The organism is Bacteroides muris (ex Afrizal et al. 2022), from assembly GCF_004793475.1.
Taxonomy (GTDB): Bacteria; Bacteroidota; Bacteroidia; order Bacteroidales; family Bacteroidaceae; genus Bacteroides; species Bacteroides muris.
Genome location: NZ_SRYZ01000035.1, coordinates 1 through 17,079, shown reverse-complemented (window position 1 = coordinate 17,079; position 17,079 = coordinate 1). Strand labels below are relative to the sequence as shown.

Sequence of the window (17,079 nt, the reverse complement as noted above, 5' to 3'; positions counted from 1 at the left end):
TCCTTTTTATGGAAACATTGAATTTAATCAAGAATGACCCATGGCTGGAACCTTTTGCCGATGCCATCAACGGACGTCATCAACATGCCATAGACAAAGAATTGGAACTGACCAATAAAGGAAAGCTAACCTTATCTGATTTCGCATCCGGATACCTATATTTCGGTCTGCATCGAACTAACGACGGCTGGGTTTTCCGCGAATGGGCGCCCAATGCAACCCAGATATTTATAGTCGGAACTTTTAATGATTGGAAGGAAGAAAAGAAATACAGCCTGAAACGCAAAGCAAACGGCAATTGGGAAATCAAACTTCCTGCCAATGCCATAAAACACGGTGATTTGTACAAACTGATGGTACATTGGGATGGCGGTTGCGGCGAACGTATCCCTGCATGGACTACACGTGTCGTTCAGGATGAGCAGACTAAAATATTCAGTGCCCAGGTCTGGGCTCCGGAGAAACCGTATAAAATGAAAAAGCGGTCTTTCAAGCCGTCTACGGATCCTTTGTTGATATATGAGTGCCATATCGGTATGGCTCAGCAGGAAGAGAAGGTGGGCAGCTACAAGGAGTTTCAGGAAAAGATTCTTCCCCGTATCGCCAAAGAGGGATATAACTGCATACAGATTATGGCTATTCAAGAACATCCATACTATGGTAGTTTCGGATACCATGTTTCCAGTTTCTTTGCAGCATCTTCCCGTTTCGGTACTCCAGAGGAACTGAAAGAGCTGATTGATACAGCCCATAATATGGGGATTGCAGTTATCATGGACATTGTCCATTCACACGCAGTGAAAAATGAAGTGGAAGGCTTAGGTAACTTTGCCGGTGATCCTAACCAATATTTCTATCCTGGTGGACGCCGGGAACACCCAGCCTGGGATTCACTTTGCTTTGATTACGGCAAGAACGAAGTTATTCATTTCCTGCTATCTAACTGTAAATTCTGGTTGGAGGAATATCATTTCGATGGCTTCCGTTTTGACGGAGTAACCTCCATGTTGTATTATAGTCATGGCTTGGGAGAAGCGTTCTGTAATTATGGAGATTATTTCAACGGACATCAAGACGACAATGCCATTTGTTATCTGACACTTGCCAATCGGCTTATCCATCAAGTCAATGCCAAAGCCATTACCATTGCCGAAGAAGTGTCGGGAATGCCCGGACTTGCAGCTAAATATGAAGATGGCGGCTACGGGTTTGATTACCGCATGGCCATGAATATTCCCGATTATTGGATTAAGACAATCAAAGAAAAAATAGATGAAGACTGGAAGCCATCCAGCATGTTCTGGGAAGTGACCAACCGCCGCAAAGATGAAAAGACCATCTCCTATGCGGAAAGCCATGACCAAGCTTTAGTGGGTGACAAAACCATCATTTTCCGTCTGATTGATGCGGATATGTACTGGCACATGCAGAAAGGAGACGAGAACTATACCGTAAATCGGGGTATTTCTCTCCATAAAATGATACGTTTACTGACTACAACTACTATCAACGGTGGTTATCTTAACTTTATGGGCAATGAATTCGGACATCCGGAATGGATTGACTTCCCCCGTGAAGGTAACGGCTGGTCTTGCAAATATGCCCGCCGTCAATGGGATTTGGTGGATAATAAAAACCTGGCATACCATTATATGGGTGACTTTGATGCTGCGATGTTGGGAGTTGTAAAAAGCATAAAGAATTTTCAGGCTACTCCGGTCCAAGAAATATGGCACAATGACGGTGACCAGATATTGGCCTATATGCGTAAAGATTTGATTTTTGTATTCAACTTCAACCCCAAACAGTCTTTTACTGATTACGGTTTCTTGGTTCCTGCCGGAACCTATGAAGTTATTTTGAATACTGATAATCCAAATTATGGAGGTAATGGTTTAACAGATGATACCATCAAGCACTTTACCATCCACGACCCACTTTACAAAAAAGACAAGAAGGAGTGGCTAAAGCTTTACATACCGGCACGTACAGCCGTTGTGCTGAGAAGAACCAAGTAGTCATTTCATAATACAAAAAAGGAGGTTGTGTCAAAACGCTGGCACAACCTCTTTTTATGCACAAAGCCCCGACTTTCACAAGCCCGGGCTTTGTTATTACCCAAAGTTTTTGTGTCTTTAGGCATAAAGTTTTTCGTTATGGCAAAGTTACATTTTCGTCCTTACATTCCCAACCCAACAGTTCTTTTTCCCGGAAGAATTGATGAAAACATAGCAGCGAACAATCCGGTTCGCATAGTTAATACTGTTGTTGATAACCTCAATCTTGACAATTTCAAGAAGCTTTATAAGGCAACCGGTCGTTGTCCTTATCATCCTGAAATGATGCTTAAAGTGATTATCTATGCCTACATGAACAATATCTATTCGTGCCGGAAAATAGAGAAGCTTCTCCTGCGTGACATTCATTATATCCGGCTTTCCGGTAATGAACATCCGGATTTTATTACCATCAACCGTTTTTGAAACCGTGTAGAAAAGGAAATAAATACCGCATTCACGCAGTTGGTTCTTGTCCTTGCCGACAATGGTACAAAGCTGATGGATAAGATCCGCATTCTCCTGGAGCAGGTGGATGAAGTCATAGCCCAAGAGAACTCCATGAAAGACACACCCGTAGAGTTCACTCCCGCCATGCTCTCAGATATAGTGAATGGACTTAAAGAGGTGCTGGAACACCAGCCTGTAACAAAGGACAAGGAACAAAAGAAAGTCATCCGGGAAAAGAAGAAACAGGTCCGGGAACTTGAGCAGTACCGTGACAAGTTGATGGAATACGACAACCATCTTGATACTCTTGGAGAACGCAACTCTTACTCCAAGACCAATCCTGATGCCACCCTCATGCGCATGAAAGAAGACGCCATGAGAAATGGGCAGACCAAACCCGGATATAATCAGACCACGTGTGACTCAAAATACGACGAATATTAAGCCTTATTACCTAATTACTGGAAAAATAGTCGCATAGACAAAAAAAAGAAGAACGACTATTTTAGACAAAAAAAGAAGGGGATGTGCCTTAGTTTTGACACATCCCCCTCTTTTTATTTAGGAGCCTTTTATTTCAATTGACTGTCGATGAAGTTCAACATTGTTTTTGCATTATCCATCATCTTCTTTTGAGCAGGTTTGTCTACAGAGAGCAATGGAATAAGTTTACCCAAATATTCTTTGGCTTCCTTGAATTCAACTTTTGCTTTTTCTACATCTGTTTTCATGGTATTGGCACCCTTGCTATAATATAAAGAACCCAGACTATTAAGCGCATTTACATTATCTGCTTGGATAGCTATGGCCTGTTTAAATGCTTCTTCGGCTGCATCCATCTTTTTGGCTTTCTGCGCCATAATACCTTGATTTACGTAATAAGTGGCATACAATTTAGTCAAAGTCTTATTACCGGGATTTACTTCCAATCCTTCCTTTAAAGTAGCAATATACTCATCATTTTTCTTCAAATCTTTCAAAGCGCTGACTTTACCTATGTAAGCATTTGCCAAGTTATACTTTTTCTGCACAGCAATATCAAAATACTTCAAAGCTTCGGCAGGTTTCTTAATCTTATCGGCACAAACACCACAGTTATATGCAATTACAGAATCTTGATTGTTTGTTTGTGTCAGATAAGTACTAAATTTTGTGTAAGCTTCCTGATAATTTTTAGCCTCAAGAGCAGCTTTACCATCATTGACCAACTGGGCAGGGTCAGCATTCTGCGCAAAGAAACTCGTAGCTGCACAACATAGTGCGATAGATAAGATTAATTTTTTCATATGCTTTAATTCATTTAAAAGTTGATTTTCAAAGTTAGTTTACAATGGCATAGAAGCAAAAACTTTTTACTTCTTTTAAGGTTTTTAGCACAGTCATAACAAGTGTTATTTTACGTAAAAGAAATATCTGAACACGGCTTTTCCATTTAAGTTTTTATTTAGTGGAACAATTCCCTCTACCCATACCAGTACGATATAGAAACTAGTTCCATTATTGATAATCAAAGGTCTACAAATATATCAAATTTATTTTGGGGACGTTCCTGACCAATAAAGACGGCCATGGAGGCAAAGATACATTGGCAGTAGCCATTCCCGGAACAAAAAGCGACAAGATCATATCATTGCCGTTACTTCTGCACCTTTCTTGCCGCTTCCGATAAACATGCCCACATAAGCCAGAGAATCCTTTGCTATCTTGATAGACAAAGCCTCTCCACCAGTAGTATAGGCTTCCACAACTCTCACATTGATTACCGCATAAGCGAACTTGTTTTTCAAGTCCGCACAAATCGGCGTAAATCCGGAAAGAAAACTTCCCACTACCAGGTTCTGCGTGTCGAGTTTGAACGGGCCACGTCTACGAATACCGGTCTGGACATCGTGGCGTTCCTCTTGCTCAACGGGCGGAACTAAGTCATACTTAAATCCTGATGACATAATTAATTCTTGTTTTGTTCAACAATAGTTTTCGTTCTCTCGTCAATCATCTTAGCGATAGATTCAGATTCTTTCTCAATCTTCTCTTCCGCCGTTTCGGAAGGGGTTACGCCCTTGAAGTATGCATCCAAGTCCTCATCGTCCTTAATGGCGCATCGTTTGGCGTAGTTTTCGGGAATACCATATTCCTTAGCCTTTGCCAAAATCTGCTGGCTACGTGTTGCTTGAGCCTTTTCCATTTCAAACTGTGTTAGCTTGTCAGAAAGGCTCTTGTTGGAATCAATTAAGGCTTGCGCCCATGCAGGCACATCGTCTTTATTTTCTTCCGTTTTGGTGGTTGTGGTAGTCTCAATTGGCTTACCGTCTTTAAGGTTATGTCTCTTCTCGTAGTTGGAAACTGCGGTCTTGGAAGCATCCCCGGCACGGAAATCACCATAGGAATTAAGCACGTCCGGAAAACTGATACCCTCAACAACGGAGTTTACCTTTGTCTCGTCCGTTACACCCTCTGCCTTTTTAGTAGCTATTCGGGTCAAGATAGCAGTGTCCACCCCAGCGAATTTCTGTTGTAGCCCTGCCAAGATTTGTTCTAAATTTGGAATATAATCTTTATCCCTTTATAATAAGGGCTTTGGGCAGATAACCCGATTTTGAGGTAACGAATTGCCAACCGTTCTTGTTGCTGTACTCTGCTCAGATATGCTTTCTGGCATCTCGTCTGTGCCACAAAGATAGTACATTTTCTCCAAAAACACGTTAACGGACGAATAAAATATGTACCTTTGTAAGCGAATCCCATATTTAAAACGAACCGATTATCATGATAATAATATTAAAGCCTAATAAGTTTTATTCTCCAAGTAACCATCGGAGGGAAAGATATAATACTCCAGCAGAAAAAGGTGATTATACAATAGAAATACCATCATTAGAGTTTGGAGAAGAAGGCTATGCTTCACTAAATATCGTAGGCCGTCAATTACATGATGATGAAGGTTTGCATTTTGGCAATATAGAACTTGTAGGATTGAAAGTGATATGCAAACGAGGAGAACCTCTTTACCATGGATTGCCCGAACCTAAGACATATGAATATATTATGACTCTATATCTATATGATGTAAATGGGGAATGGCAAACCTATAATTTACATGGTACGGATATCAGTTTCTTGTTATATACAATATTGCCGCTTATTAATTTAACATTAAGAGATGGTTGCCTTATCTCACAATTGAATTTTGATTGGTTAGAATGGCAATGTAATGCTTGGGAGTGGGGAGAAGCCAATGGTCAAGGTAGAGGATTCCTTTTTAAAGAGGACGATATTTACGACTTCGAAAGTCTTTACCGATACCTCAAATCTTTTAAGATTGAGGCAATTAAACAATCTGTATACAGAAGGGGTGGAGGTGTATATTGGACTGATGTCTATATCTGTTTTAGATGTATTGATAACTACATTTCTAACTTAATAAGCGATGCGCTTGGTGTGAAATTTATCATATCAGGAGATACAACAAAAGTTATAAGCTATAAACTAGAATTAGATAAATATGAATGTGATGGCTATTGCCCCAATAATAGTTCAATACTTAGTAACAATGAAGCCGAAAAGTATAGAGAACAGATTGAAATGAAGCTTTTGATTCATGTACTCAGAGCATTTGATTTGATTGAACTAAAAAAGAATCGGCTTATCAAGTGATCTTTTGCTTGGAATTCTCACCAGCGAGAAACATTGATATAAAAATACAAAGGACTGAATTTATGGATTTTGTAGGATCTGATATTAGAAATAAAATTAAGGAGCTTGGTAAATTGTGGAAATCATCAGAAAATCAGTTAACTGTTTCTATTGATATTTTAACTTCGTGGGATACTTTGATTTCGGAATGGGCTAAAGATGAGAGTATGCCTCTTATTATAAGAAAAGGTAGCAGCAGAGGACAAGAATTTACTCATCCGTCAGGGAGAAAAGTTATAATTTCCGATAATACATTTGCCTTATGGGTGTACCGCAATGTTTTAGATGGAAAAACTTATAACCTATTGGAACTGAGAAATAAATTGAATAACAATGAGATACCAATGGTTTATGCTTTGACGAAAGAGGATAAGAAAAAAGCAAAATACACCAAAACTTTAGGTAAAGATGCATTGTCTGCTAATGATGCAAAATGGAAATTATGTCACATTGAACCAGTCGGAATGAATAGTCGTAAAAATATTATGGATTTGGATATAAATAAAATTGTAATGTATTTTAAGAGATATGCAAATCCTATGAATATGTTTATATTACCAAAGGAAATTGGTGGGTTAGGAGAAATTCAAGAATTTATAGACGAACAAAGATATTAAATAATCAACTCCCGTTTAATGTTTTCCCTAAAATCACTATAAGCTTTCAGTACATTATTAGAACACTTAACAATATTTTGCTCATCTTTCTCTACAGTTTCATAGTATTTACGAAGCCTCTCTGTTGTATCATTGTCAGGATATTGTATTTCTCGTTTTCGATACTCTTGAGACATCCATATTTCTTTTAATTGCTCTTGAGTATATTCTTTTTCCGGTTCTTCATATTGCCAATACTGTGTATTATAGGCATTGCAGATTTGGCAAGTTAATGATTTTAATTCATCTAAGGTTATTACCAATTTCATAAAACTATCATTAAGACTTGTGTTTACAAATCTATTTTGAGGATAGTCTTGGAAGTATTGTATATAATCCCAGCACTTCTCATACCAACGAAAGAAGCGTCCAGAAGAACGGAAATCTGTGATGCTATTGATAAATTCTTCTTCTGAAGCAAAAGACATCATTTTATAAAAAATATCAATATCATGTTTCTTGTAATCAAATTTATTTCTTTGAGCAACAATGTTGTCGTAGTTTGATATAATATCATTGAAAACGCGTACAAGAAATAATGATTTAGCTGATTTCTTTTCACCATCTTTTTTGCGATATGTAATTATTCGATGCTTAGATATGTCAAAAGGTTGAGTTTCAACATCGCCATATTCTTCATTGCATATACAGATAACTCTGTCCCAACCTAACGAACGAACAGCAAATCCCAATTCAAACATAACATTGGGATTGGGATTTGCACGCTTTTTATTTCCTTTTATATCAAGTGTGTATACCGAAGTTATATCACATATAAAAATGTCCGACTTGATTATTTTTGTTAAAATTGCATCTGGGATATCTGGTGCACCTGTAATGCCTCTGGCATCTTCAAGGAGTTCTATTTCAACATTCAATTCTTTAAATGCCGAAAGTATTTTATCCCTTATATATCCTCGATTTGCATAACCTCCGATATAGGATTGCCATGAATAAAAGACTGCAATTTTTTTATCAATCATATCGTTTTAGAGTTTAATCGTATTTCTATAAAAAGAAATGTTCCTTTAGTGAGTAAAGATTTTTAGTCTCTCACAAGCATCTCTAATATCCACAGAGTCGCAAACCTCTACATATTGGTTCCAAGAATAATAATCATTTTTAGTCTCCGCAATTTTATAAGCTAATTCCTTTAGTTCTTTTCCAACTTTTAAAGATGAATACCGTAACCCCAATTTATATGTTCTTGCAACATCACCATATTTTTCCATCTTAGATAATAAGATATTTGAAACTTCTTGGTAATATTGCCCTCTTGGGTATTTATCAAGGTATTTCATGCACTCATAATCTATTTCATATTCTTTTGCTTCTGTTATATTAGAATACATTGTACTTTCTGTACCATTATACATATCCACAAAAGGAAGACAAAAACCTATAAGGCACAATGAGCATATAATAGCCACTCCACTTTTGGGTATAATTTTAATTCTGTTTTTCATTTATATTTGTCTTTGAATTTATACTGTTTTGACAAATACAAAAGTACAAAAAATCCGTGATGTAACATCTTACAAACACGGACTTTATTATGATTTACAACTTAATACCCCGATTTTGTCTCTTTGTAGGTATTCCCAACGCTTCCATAAACTCGTCTTTCTTTCGCCTGAACCAATTGACATGTGAAACGCCGTCTATGTTGAGTTCAAATTTACCTTCCGTATCCTGTTTGAGAGAACAAACCGCACCATCAGTCTTGAAGCGTTGGTTAAATTCACGGGAATATAGTTCACCTCTAATGGAAACATCCTTGAATGTGCATAGCTTTCTAATGACAGTATCGCCAAAGTTCAAAGTTTCACGCAAGAACTTTATTGTCGGCATCAGTTTCTCCACATACGGGAAGTAACGTTTGACGAAATCCACAAACTCGGACAACTTGCGGTTCTGTTGTTCGTATGCGCTTTTCATCTCTCGCATCTGTTTGATATGCCGTTCTTCACGTTCTTGGGCTTCATTTGCAAGTTCAGAAATACGGTTTTGCAAGACGACATTTTGCCTTTCCAACGTCTTGACCTTGTTGCTTCCGAAAAGAGAACCGACACTTTCCGCAATGTTGGTGGCTGCGGTCGCGGCAGCCCCTTTCAGTTTCTCGGTCTGCACCTCGTTCTTGGCTCGCCTGAGTTCTTCTTGTGCCGTTTCCTTGTGGTCTTGGAGTTGCCCTATGTCTGTTCGCAACCGTTCCGTCTGCTGCATCAGGTCACGGTAATACTGCCGTGTGGAAATATGCTTTGCTTCCGATCCGTCAATGCCACGTTGCAACCCATAACCGCTCATGGCTTGGGCGTAGGTGTCCTGATAGGATTTGAGTTTGGTACGTGTCATAATCTCATTGGCACACAGTCGGGCTGTGTCGGTCGGTTTCTTGCGATATCGCTTCTTTACCTGTTCCTCTTTCTTCTTGCGTTTGCGCTCTCCCTTGACTATCGGGACAAGGGTGGCGTGTATGTGCGGTGTCTGCTCGTCCATGTGCAGGACTGCCGACACGATGTTCTCCCTGCCGAATGTGTCAGCAAGGTATTTCAGATTGTCGCTGCACCATTCATCAAGTCTATCCTCGCTGGTGATACGTTCCATATCCTCGTGCGTTCCCGTGAGCAGGACACGGATAGCCCTCACTTGGTTGTTGCCGATTTTGCGTGCCAGTCCTGCATTGTCCAATCTATGTTGTATGGCTTGTGTCCTGTTCTCCACTCCGTCAGGAAACCGAACAAGTTCCCGATTGAGGTGCGTTCTGTTCGCATCTGCGTTTTTCGGATGTATGGTTCGCTCTATGTGCGCTGACATGGCGGCATCCGTTCCGCCTGTCTTCTCCATGTGTAATACTGCATAACCCATATATAATTTTCCTTTATTCTTGAATTGTGAAACAATAATGATTATTCTATACGGCTCTTGCCGTTAGTCTTTGGGAGAGTCCAGAGAGGTGCAACCTCTTTGGCTTATTGGGGAATTTTCAGCGATATGGAGTATTGCGGCTCGGAAAATTCCCTAATAAGCTACGGCATTTTCCGTCGGTAAATATCCGTGTCGCTGCAAACACCCTCTCCCTACATCTTCAGCCCTTGCTTTTTCGGTGGCTGCATCATCCGTTTTGCGGATTGGACTTGCTTCTCCTGTTTCATCGGCTCAGCCGATTGGGACAAAGGTTTGCTGCACAGGTAGTCGTTCAGGTCTTTGTACCCGTTGTAGTTTGGGGAGAAGTCCCTGATACGTCCGGCAAACTCTCCTGCCAGTTCCCAATACGCTTTCCGCCCTGCCTCGTCATTGTCAAGCAGACAGTGTATACGCTCGTACCCGTGCAGCACGTCTATGGCTTTGGATACGTTGGAAACGGAATTGAGAATAACGTAATCCTGCCTGTCAAGGTCGGGCATGGTCGGGCAGTTCTTCATCCGCAAGGTGAGGAATGAAAGATAGTCCATCATTCCCTCTAACACGAGGCATTTCTCTCTCGGCTCTCCCGACTGTCTGATATGGCTGATGTCCTTCGGGGCGATGCAACCCTTGAAGAAACGGTTGCGTACCTCATAGCCTCCTGCCACATTCGGGAACCCGATGGCGAAATAAGGCTTGCCGTTATGGACGAAGTGCAGTTCCTTACATTCAGCTTGCGCCAATGCAGTGTTTATTCCACGCTCCTGCAAGTAACAGAGTAATGCAGGGTGTGTGAGTTCTTTCACCTCCAAATGTTGGAAACATGGTTCGGAGGCCTGCTGGCGAAAAGAGAAAGACACGGGACGGACATGCGGTACTTGTTCCGCTATCTTACCAAGCAGGTAAGGCACATAGTCCGAACCGTAAAGTTCCTGCGCTAAAGCGATGATGCTGCCTCCTTTGCCCGTTCCGAAGTCATACCATTGGTTAAGTTCGGTGTTTACCTTGAACGAGGCTTCCGTTTCCTCCCTGAACGGTGATTTGTACCAAAGGCTTTTGCCCTGCTGCTTGACGGGACTATAGCCCAAACTTTGCAGATAGTCTGCGATGCGTATCTTCTTTGCTTCCTGTGTAGTCATAATCTTCCTATGGTTTTAATGGTGAATGAAAATCGTTGATTCGTTGAATAGCATATTTAATATGCTTATATCTACACAAATAGATGTTCAACATCCGCTCAACAAACCACTCACCAAAAGAGAAACCAACAATAAGTCGTGGCTTTATGCTCAACTTCTCTTTTGGTCTGTTGAGATTTTGTTGAGAGTGTATATCGCTTATTATCAGTATGATTATATCCTTATTCAACAATTCAACAAAAAGACAATGGATTTACAGCGTTTCAAGTTGCTGCCTTGTGACGGTATAAAAGCGTCCCACCCTCCTTATCGGCTCATACCGACACTCCCGATTGTAGTTCAGTTGGTAGGTGATGTATGTCAATCCGTTCGGTGCTGGCGTGAGCTTCCAACACTCCTGCAATACCTTCCTTACTTGGTACTTCTCCGCCTTGACATACGTGTTTGCCAACAGCGTGAGCATGTCGTTACAGCAAAAAGAAAAAGTGTCGATACCCGTGCTTGCCATGATATCAAGTATAAGTTCACATATCTCTATCTCCAATCGGTTGCGGTTGCTGCGGATAATCTTCTGCAAGGCTTCGGTATGCAGCAATGATGGGGCAAACCACATACGGCTCTCTTTTTCGGTGGAGAGTTGTCTGTGCAGCAAATGGTATAGGAAAGCAGGGATTTCCACTTTCAGCTTTTGCAGAAAGTCTGTATCGTCCGATTGCAAGCGGTCTATCTTCCGTACCCAATAGCGTGTTTCCCCTGCGTCTATGATGACGGGCAGATACTCGTTGTTGGAACACAGCACGAATTTGGCGAAGAAGGCAATCTCGTCACGGTCTTTGCCTTTGGCTTCCACCTTGTAGGATAACGTGGTACTGAGGTTTTTCAACCGCTCACTGTCCTCCCTGCGGCTCAGCAACACTTCATCCACCACGATAAGTAATTTCCCTGCCCAATCGGAATTGAACTGGCTGCGGAAGTCCTCGTTGGTGTTGAAGGTCACATTATTCTGAAACAGGGCTTTCAGGAAGTTCAAGAACGTACTTTTGCCCGTATTGCGTTCCTCCGATACCAACAGCAGGATTGGTAATTTTTGAACAGGTTGCAGGTATAGCAGCTGCAGGTAGTCCATTCCCAACTCGTATTGTTCCCCGAAGATATGATGCACTAACGAACGGATAGAGGGAAAATCACCCTCCATCGGTTTGTGGTCTATCGGTTCATAGAGGTTCAGGAACTTGTCCACTATCGGACGGTAATTCACATGGTCGGGCACCGTGCAGAAGCCGTCATACTTCGGTACGGTAGCGAGAAAGTGCTTGCCATAGTCCTGTCGCAGGGTCTCGTTGTTCCACACGATTCGTTTCTTCACATAGCCATCGTTCAGTCGGGGCTGGTTCACTAACTTGTAGAGGGTCGTACCCACTCGGATAAACTCCTCCTTGCTGATGTCTGATTTACTCATTGTTCATACGCTTAAATGGTTGATAAATAATCGTATGCAAAATTATGGCGAGCCGCTTAAAACCTTGATACGCAAATCACGGCAGAATGGCGCAAAAAACACAAGGAATGAAAAACTTGCAGCATATCGGAGAACATGACAACAAAAAGTCCCGAAGAAACACCACTTCAATGGCAGTTTCTTCGGGACTTGTCGTCTTAATACGTATGAATGGCAATACGCCTATTCAAACACTCGTATAAATGAGTTGTTGATAATGGGAATACGTATTGGTTTCATTACTTCATGTCGTCATATCAATATACTTCATGCCTGATATTTAGGTACTTTTATTCCATTGCCCAACGAAAAGAAGATGCTTGTTTTCTCTTTTCGCAAGTACAACTTTTCAATCATGGCATTGCGTACCCGTTCCGCTCCGTATGAGTGGATGCGGAAAGCGAGGGCGATAACCATTTCAAGGCTGTAAACATCCATGCTGTATTTATCCGACAGACGGATATGCCGTTGCGCTTCATGTTCTGTCAATACTCCGCTTTTATAAACGGCTCGGATTGCGGCACGGACAGTAGGAGCAATAACCCCGAACAGGCTGACAAGTTCAGCTTCGCTCATCCATACCGTTTCACTCGGTATAGTTATCGTACCGTGTTCCGTAATTTCGATGATATTTCTTTTCATTGTCCTGCCATTGATATGTTGTTAAACGATTGGTTTAGTCTGTTGCCGAGCATGGTAAGGTCGTTATCCAGCTTCTGCGTTGTGATTTTTGCGTAGATTTGGGTCGTGACAATGTTCGTGTGTCCCAAAACACGGCTCACGCTCTCAATCGGCATCCCCATACTCAAGGCGAGCGTCGCGAACCCATGTCTGGCGCAATGAAACGAGATGTCCTTTGTTATCCCGCACTCTTTCATCACCTTTTTCAACGGTTTGCAGATAGACCAGTAGTTGAGATTAGGAAAAACGAGGTTGTCCTCCTGCAAGGAACGGTAACGCTCTATTATCTGCATAGGAATATCCAGCAGTTTCACTTGGAACGGAACTTTCGTCTTGTGCCGTTTGGATAATATCCACTTTTCTCCGTTCACTTCCACGATGTTGTCATTGGTCAGTTCCTTGATGTCCACGAAAGAAAGGGCGGTGAAGCTGGCGAAAACGAAAATATCACGGATATAGGACAGTTTTGCATCCCCGAACTCGTGCGTCATTAACGCTTTCAATTCGTCTTCCGTCAGGTACTCACGCTCCTTCACATTCGGGCTGATATGGAACTGGGCAAACGGGTTTCTCGGTATCAGTCCGTTGAAGTGCGCACGCATGACAACACCTTTCAGCCACATGCACTTTTCCCATATCGTCCCGTTATGCAGTCCGGCCTCCGTTGAGAGGTAGGCTGCGAACTCCTTGATGAAGTCGGGCGTAATCTCCAGCATGGACATATCAGTCCGCCTGTAGAAAGACTTGATGAACGCTGCCACATGGTTTCTTGCCCTCACTCGTGAGTGGTAAGTTGCCATTACCCTGTCCTTGCCGACACGCTTCTTGAATACTTCGTTCTCACGGTCGAACGCTTTGAGCAGTGTCTCGTACTCGCTGCCGATACCTTGATAAGCATTGCGCACCATTTCTGCCGTAACGAATGCCTCACGGTCGGATAGGCGTTGGTAGTGTTTGATGATTTGCGCCTTGATGTTGTCCAAAGCTAAATTGATGTCCCGTGCTCCCTTGCTCTTGCCTTTGGCTCGGTTGCCCTTGATATCCCAAAGCGTTTTCGGGACACTCTGCTTGCAACTGAACTGCGCCACAGTCCCGTTGATTGTCACTCGCCCCATGATGGGGACAATACCGTTTTTCTCCTTGCTGCCGTTCACGTAGAACAGCACTTTGAATGTACTTCTTGCCATACTCGTTTTTTTGTTTGCAAAGTTATTACTCAACGAGTTAGACCTTGATAAGCAAGTCGGCGCAGAACGGCGCAATCAATGCAGGGAGCGTTAAAAATGCATCTCGCTACGGGTAACGATTTGAAAACCGTTCTGCTTCATAGAACTGCTTTCCTTTGCGTTTCCCGTTTTTTGCGGTTGGCTTCGTTTGGCACTGTAAACGCTTTAATGATAGTCATTTCAGTGACATTTCAACCTCTTTTCTCGGTTATTCCAAAGATTTTTTGTAAGATTGTCATACCGTATGAATTTGATTTATAAATCTCTACGGTAAATTTCGTTATTTATAAAGAAGATGAAAAATTATCAGATAGGTGATACACGACAATAAAACGATTGTCGTAAAATTGTATAAAAAAAGGCGTGATAACAGTCACACCTAAATATTCTTCTTATGAACTAATCAGAAACCCAACATCGCGGCTGGAGGTATATTCAGCACTCGACATAGCAATCTCGCAATTCTGAGGGTCGGTTCCGAACGTCCAGAAATATAGTCATTCACACGCGATGGACTTATACCAATCTCACCAGCAAGTTGCTTTTGACTCATCCCTTTCTCTTCAAGAGATAGCTCTATCAATTCCGCAACAGTCGGTTTTTCTATCGGATAATGTTCTTTTTCATATGCTATCACAATATCGGACATAAGTGTAAGCTCCACCGCATTCTTATCATTTGAAGGCGTATTGTCATCAACCAATGGCAGAAGTTCCTCCACTCTCGCCAAAGCAAATTCATACTGTTCTTTTGTTACTTTATTCATACTTCTATCTCTTAAATGGTTGAACAATCTATCTTATCGTAATCTTTATGAGTACCAACCCAGCGAATGAAGACATACCCAATTGTAAACTTAACAACGACAACCAACCGATAGTTGTTGCCTCTGATATTGAATACATAGTGTTGATTACCTACATAATCAACCACGGCTCTTTCATTTAAGATAAAAATAAAGACATATTATCCCTTACCCGGTTTGTTGAGAATCGGGTGATTTTTTTATGATTGTACTTCAAGCAGTTATCTTTTTCTAAAAATCAGATTTATTTCATTTTTGGCAAAGAAACCGCATTAATCGGGTAAAACTCATTGAGACATGGCGCATAAGTTCTGCCACGCCTTTTCTCTTGTCAGATCGCTTTTTGCGCAACCCTTTCCATATAGAAAATACCGAGTAGACAATTCTTTGTATTGTATCAAGGTTGCGGGCGGCCTTTGCCGACTTGCGCTTCACCTTGTCTTGCAGCAGATTTACATCCAGTCCCCAATGCATACTTTCTATCGACCAGTGATGGCGCACAATGGAACCCATGGAGGGCGTGTCAGCCGGCAGACTGCTCACATACAGACGTTTTTCACGTGTATTTATCGCGGTCGTCTTTCTGACGGTCTGGGCCATGTATTCTATAATCGTCATGTTTCCGCCCCATTTCTCCTTGTCGGCAATAATTTCGAGACCATCATATATGTTGTATGTTCTTGTCTCGATTCTTCCATGACCGAGTTCGGGACCATCAGTATAAGAATATAGCGGCTTATACTCTTTGAGTCTGTCTTCCACTCCGTAACGTAGCGAAGGCTGGTTGGCCTTGAGTTCAATGAGAAAATCAGCACCTTTACCTCTTATCCTGTCTATGATGTCCTTTTGCATGGACATGGCGTCGGCTGTCACAGTCTTTCCGGCAAAATCAAGTTTGTCGATAAGTTGTGGGATAGCCTTTATTTCATTGCTTTTCTCCGGACAGGCCTCTGTTGCCAGCGTTATGCCTGTGTTGAACGAGTAAGCCGACACGATATCCAGATTTCGTCCGTTCGCCAGAACCGTGCCCCGCTCGGCCTTGCCGTCAATACAGATTATCTCCCGCCCTGATCGGCTACACAACTGAGCATGAAACACTTAGACAAGTTCCTGCATCCTGTCGGCCATGGCGCAGTCATTTATCCCACTATCTACTCGGCAAAGGGTCGCTTCGGACGGTACTCCATTTTTCAACATCCCCATTTTGCGGAACTTTTTGATATTGTGTTTGCCGAAAGCAATTATATCAGCACGACCGACAAATCCAGAGGCACGACCAAGTACCATCAGCATTATGATATCCCGGAGTCTGTGACGGTGGTTTCCCTTGTCTGTTCTGCGGAAATCCGGCACTGACGAGGCAAAATCAACCAGTCTGTCCATTATGCTGCACGCAGGGTAAAAACGATGTTTCTTTTTAATATATATTAAACCGAAAATATTGCATATCAGGCGAATAATGCGTATTTTCGCGTAGCGAAAATCGAGGCAGAAGAGCCTTCTCGACCACTCCGCCTCTTTTTTAAATTTTAATTTTATGATAAAGAAACACCGAAGGCGGTGCTTCGGCATCGCTGTGTGCAAAGGTAGACATTTTCGCTATAAAATACCACTATTTTCGTAAACTTCGACCGATTTTAAATGAAAGAGCCGTGATAATCAACTGAAAGAAAATCCACTTTAATGTCTGATAGGTTCTTCCATTCAGCTTTTTCCGCTATATCATACCAACGTTCTAAGGCTATGCGTGAATCCTCATACCCTTTCGTCTCGTAGAACTCTTTCAATTTTCTATGTGATACAATTCTCATACCTCTCTTATTTGATGCAAAAATATAGAAGCTGTTTAAAATTTATTGAAGATAAACGTTATTGCAATGAATAATATATTGTAAATCAGTAGGTTAATTGGAGGTTTATTTGTAGCTTTATGAGTGTCAATCAATTAGAGTTATGGAACAATACTCAAC

Annotated in this window: 15 protein-coding genes and 4 pseudogenes; 4 read left to right on the top strand and 15 right to left on the bottom strand. The window is 41.6% G+C overall.

What is annotated here, in order from left to right:
- Positions 1–8 precede the first annotated feature (8 nt).
- Entirely contained in the window at positions 9–2,018 is a 2,010-nt protein-coding gene (locus E5355_RS13715; protein WP_136010808.1) for an alpha amylase C-terminal domain-containing protein, read from the top strand.
- A 138-nt stretch (positions 2,019–2,156) separates the two neighbouring features.
- A pseudogene (locus E5355_RS13710) lies at positions 2,157–2,915 on the top strand (transposase); the annotation flags it as partial.
- A 164-nt stretch (positions 2,916–3,079) separates the two neighbouring features.
- On the opposite strand, the gene E5355_RS13705 reads toward E5355_RS13710, so the two are convergent.
- The 3 genes and pseudogenes from E5355_RS13705 to E5355_RS13695 form a co-directional block, all read right to left on the bottom strand.
- The gene (locus E5355_RS13705; RefSeq protein WP_136010807.1) at positions 3,080–3,793 is read right to left on the bottom strand and encodes a hypothetical protein; all 714 of its coding nucleotides are present in this window, start codon (positions 3,791–3,793) and stop codon (positions 3,080–3,082) included.
- Between the two features lie 342 nt (positions 3,794–4,135).
- Positions 4,136–4,453, bottom strand: a pseudogene (locus E5355_RS13700) (head fiber protein); the annotation flags it as partial.
- Between the two features lie 2 nt (positions 4,454–4,455).
- Complete coding sequence (locus tag E5355_RS13695; protein ID WP_136010806.1) at positions 4,456–5,055, bottom strand: hypothetical protein; 600 nt, start codon at positions 5,053–5,055, stop codon at positions 4,456–4,458.
- A gap of 218 nt (positions 5,056–5,273) precedes the next feature.
- On the opposite strand from E5355_RS13695, the gene E5355_RS13690 reads away from it, so the two are divergent.
- A complete protein-coding gene (locus tag E5355_RS13690) occupies positions 5,274–6,161 on the top strand; it encodes a hypothetical protein (protein WP_136010805.1) in 888 nt (295 codons plus the stop codon).
- 62 nt (positions 6,162–6,223) lie between these two features.
- Positions 6,224–6,817, top strand: coding sequence for a hypothetical protein (locus E5355_RS13685; RefSeq protein WP_136010804.1), 594 nt, complete (start codon positions 6,224–6,226; stop codon positions 6,815–6,817).
- Here E5355_RS13685 and E5355_RS13680 read toward each other — a convergent pair.
- The 12 genes and pseudogenes from E5355_RS13680 to E5355_RS13625 all read right to left on the bottom strand — a co-directional run.
- Positions 6,814–7,839, bottom strand: coding sequence for a hypothetical protein (locus E5355_RS13680; protein ID WP_136010803.1), 1,026 nt, complete (start codon positions 7,837–7,839; stop codon positions 6,814–6,816). The genes E5355_RS13685 and E5355_RS13680 overlap by 4 nt on opposite strands.
- A 45-nt stretch (positions 7,840–7,884) precedes the next feature.
- Positions 7,885–8,322: a hypothetical protein gene (locus tag E5355_RS13675; RefSeq protein WP_136010802.1), complete on the bottom strand. Its 438-nt coding sequence runs from the start codon at positions 8,320–8,322 to the stop codon at positions 7,885–7,887.
- A gap of 94 nt (positions 8,323–8,416) precedes the next feature.
- The gene (gene mobV / locus E5355_RS13670; RefSeq protein ID WP_136010801.1) at positions 8,417–9,721 is read right to left on the bottom strand and encodes a MobV family relaxase; all 1,305 of its coding nucleotides are present in this window, start codon (positions 9,719–9,721) and stop codon (positions 8,417–8,419) included.
- A 212-nt stretch (positions 9,722–9,933) separates the two neighbouring features.
- Complete coding sequence (locus E5355_RS13665) at positions 9,934–10,899, bottom strand: toprim domain-containing protein (protein WP_136010800.1); 966 nt, start codon at positions 10,897–10,899, stop codon at positions 9,934–9,936.
- Positions 10,900–11,152: 253 nt separating this feature from the next.
- On the bottom strand, positions 11,153–12,358 hold the full coding sequence (locus E5355_RS13655) for a primase-helicase family protein (protein ID WP_136010798.1): 1,206 nt from the start codon (positions 12,356–12,358) through the stop codon (positions 11,153–11,155).
- A 306-nt stretch (positions 12,359–12,664) separates the two neighbouring features.
- The gene (locus tag E5355_RS13650) at positions 12,665–13,039 is read right to left on the bottom strand and encodes a hypothetical protein (RefSeq protein WP_136010797.1); all 375 of its coding nucleotides are present in this window, start codon (positions 13,037–13,039) and stop codon (positions 12,665–12,667) included.
- The gene (locus E5355_RS13645; protein WP_136010796.1) at positions 13,036–14,265 is read right to left on the bottom strand and encodes a site-specific integrase; all 1,230 of its coding nucleotides are present in this window, start codon (positions 14,263–14,265) and stop codon (positions 13,036–13,038) included. Before E5355_RS13645 ends, E5355_RS13650 begins: the two co-directional genes overlap by 4 nt.
- Positions 14,266–14,707: 442 nt before the next feature.
- Positions 14,708–15,070, bottom strand: coding sequence for a helix-turn-helix domain-containing protein (locus tag E5355_RS13640; protein WP_136010795.1), 363 nt, complete (start codon positions 15,068–15,070; stop codon positions 14,708–14,710).
- Between the two features lie 11 nt (positions 15,071–15,081).
- A pseudogene (locus E5355_RS13635) lies at positions 15,082–15,231 on the bottom strand (type II toxin-antitoxin system HigB family toxin); the annotation flags it as partial.
- A gap of 127 nt (positions 15,232–15,358) precedes the next feature.
- Entirely contained in the window at positions 15,359–16,192 is an 834-nt protein-coding gene (locus E5355_RS13630; protein WP_246866958.1) for an ISAs1 family transposase, read from the bottom strand.
- 15 nt (positions 16,193–16,207) lie between these two features.
- The gene (locus E5355_RS19950) at positions 16,208–16,492 is read right to left on the bottom strand and encodes a transposase family protein (RefSeq protein WP_246866957.1); all 285 of its coding nucleotides are present in this window, start codon (positions 16,490–16,492) and stop codon (positions 16,208–16,210) included.
- A gap of 263 nt (positions 16,493–16,755) precedes the next feature.
- A pseudogene (locus tag E5355_RS13625) lies at positions 16,756–16,920 on the bottom strand (type II toxin-antitoxin system HigB family toxin); the annotation flags it as partial.
- Positions 16,921–17,079 lie beyond the last annotated feature (159 nt).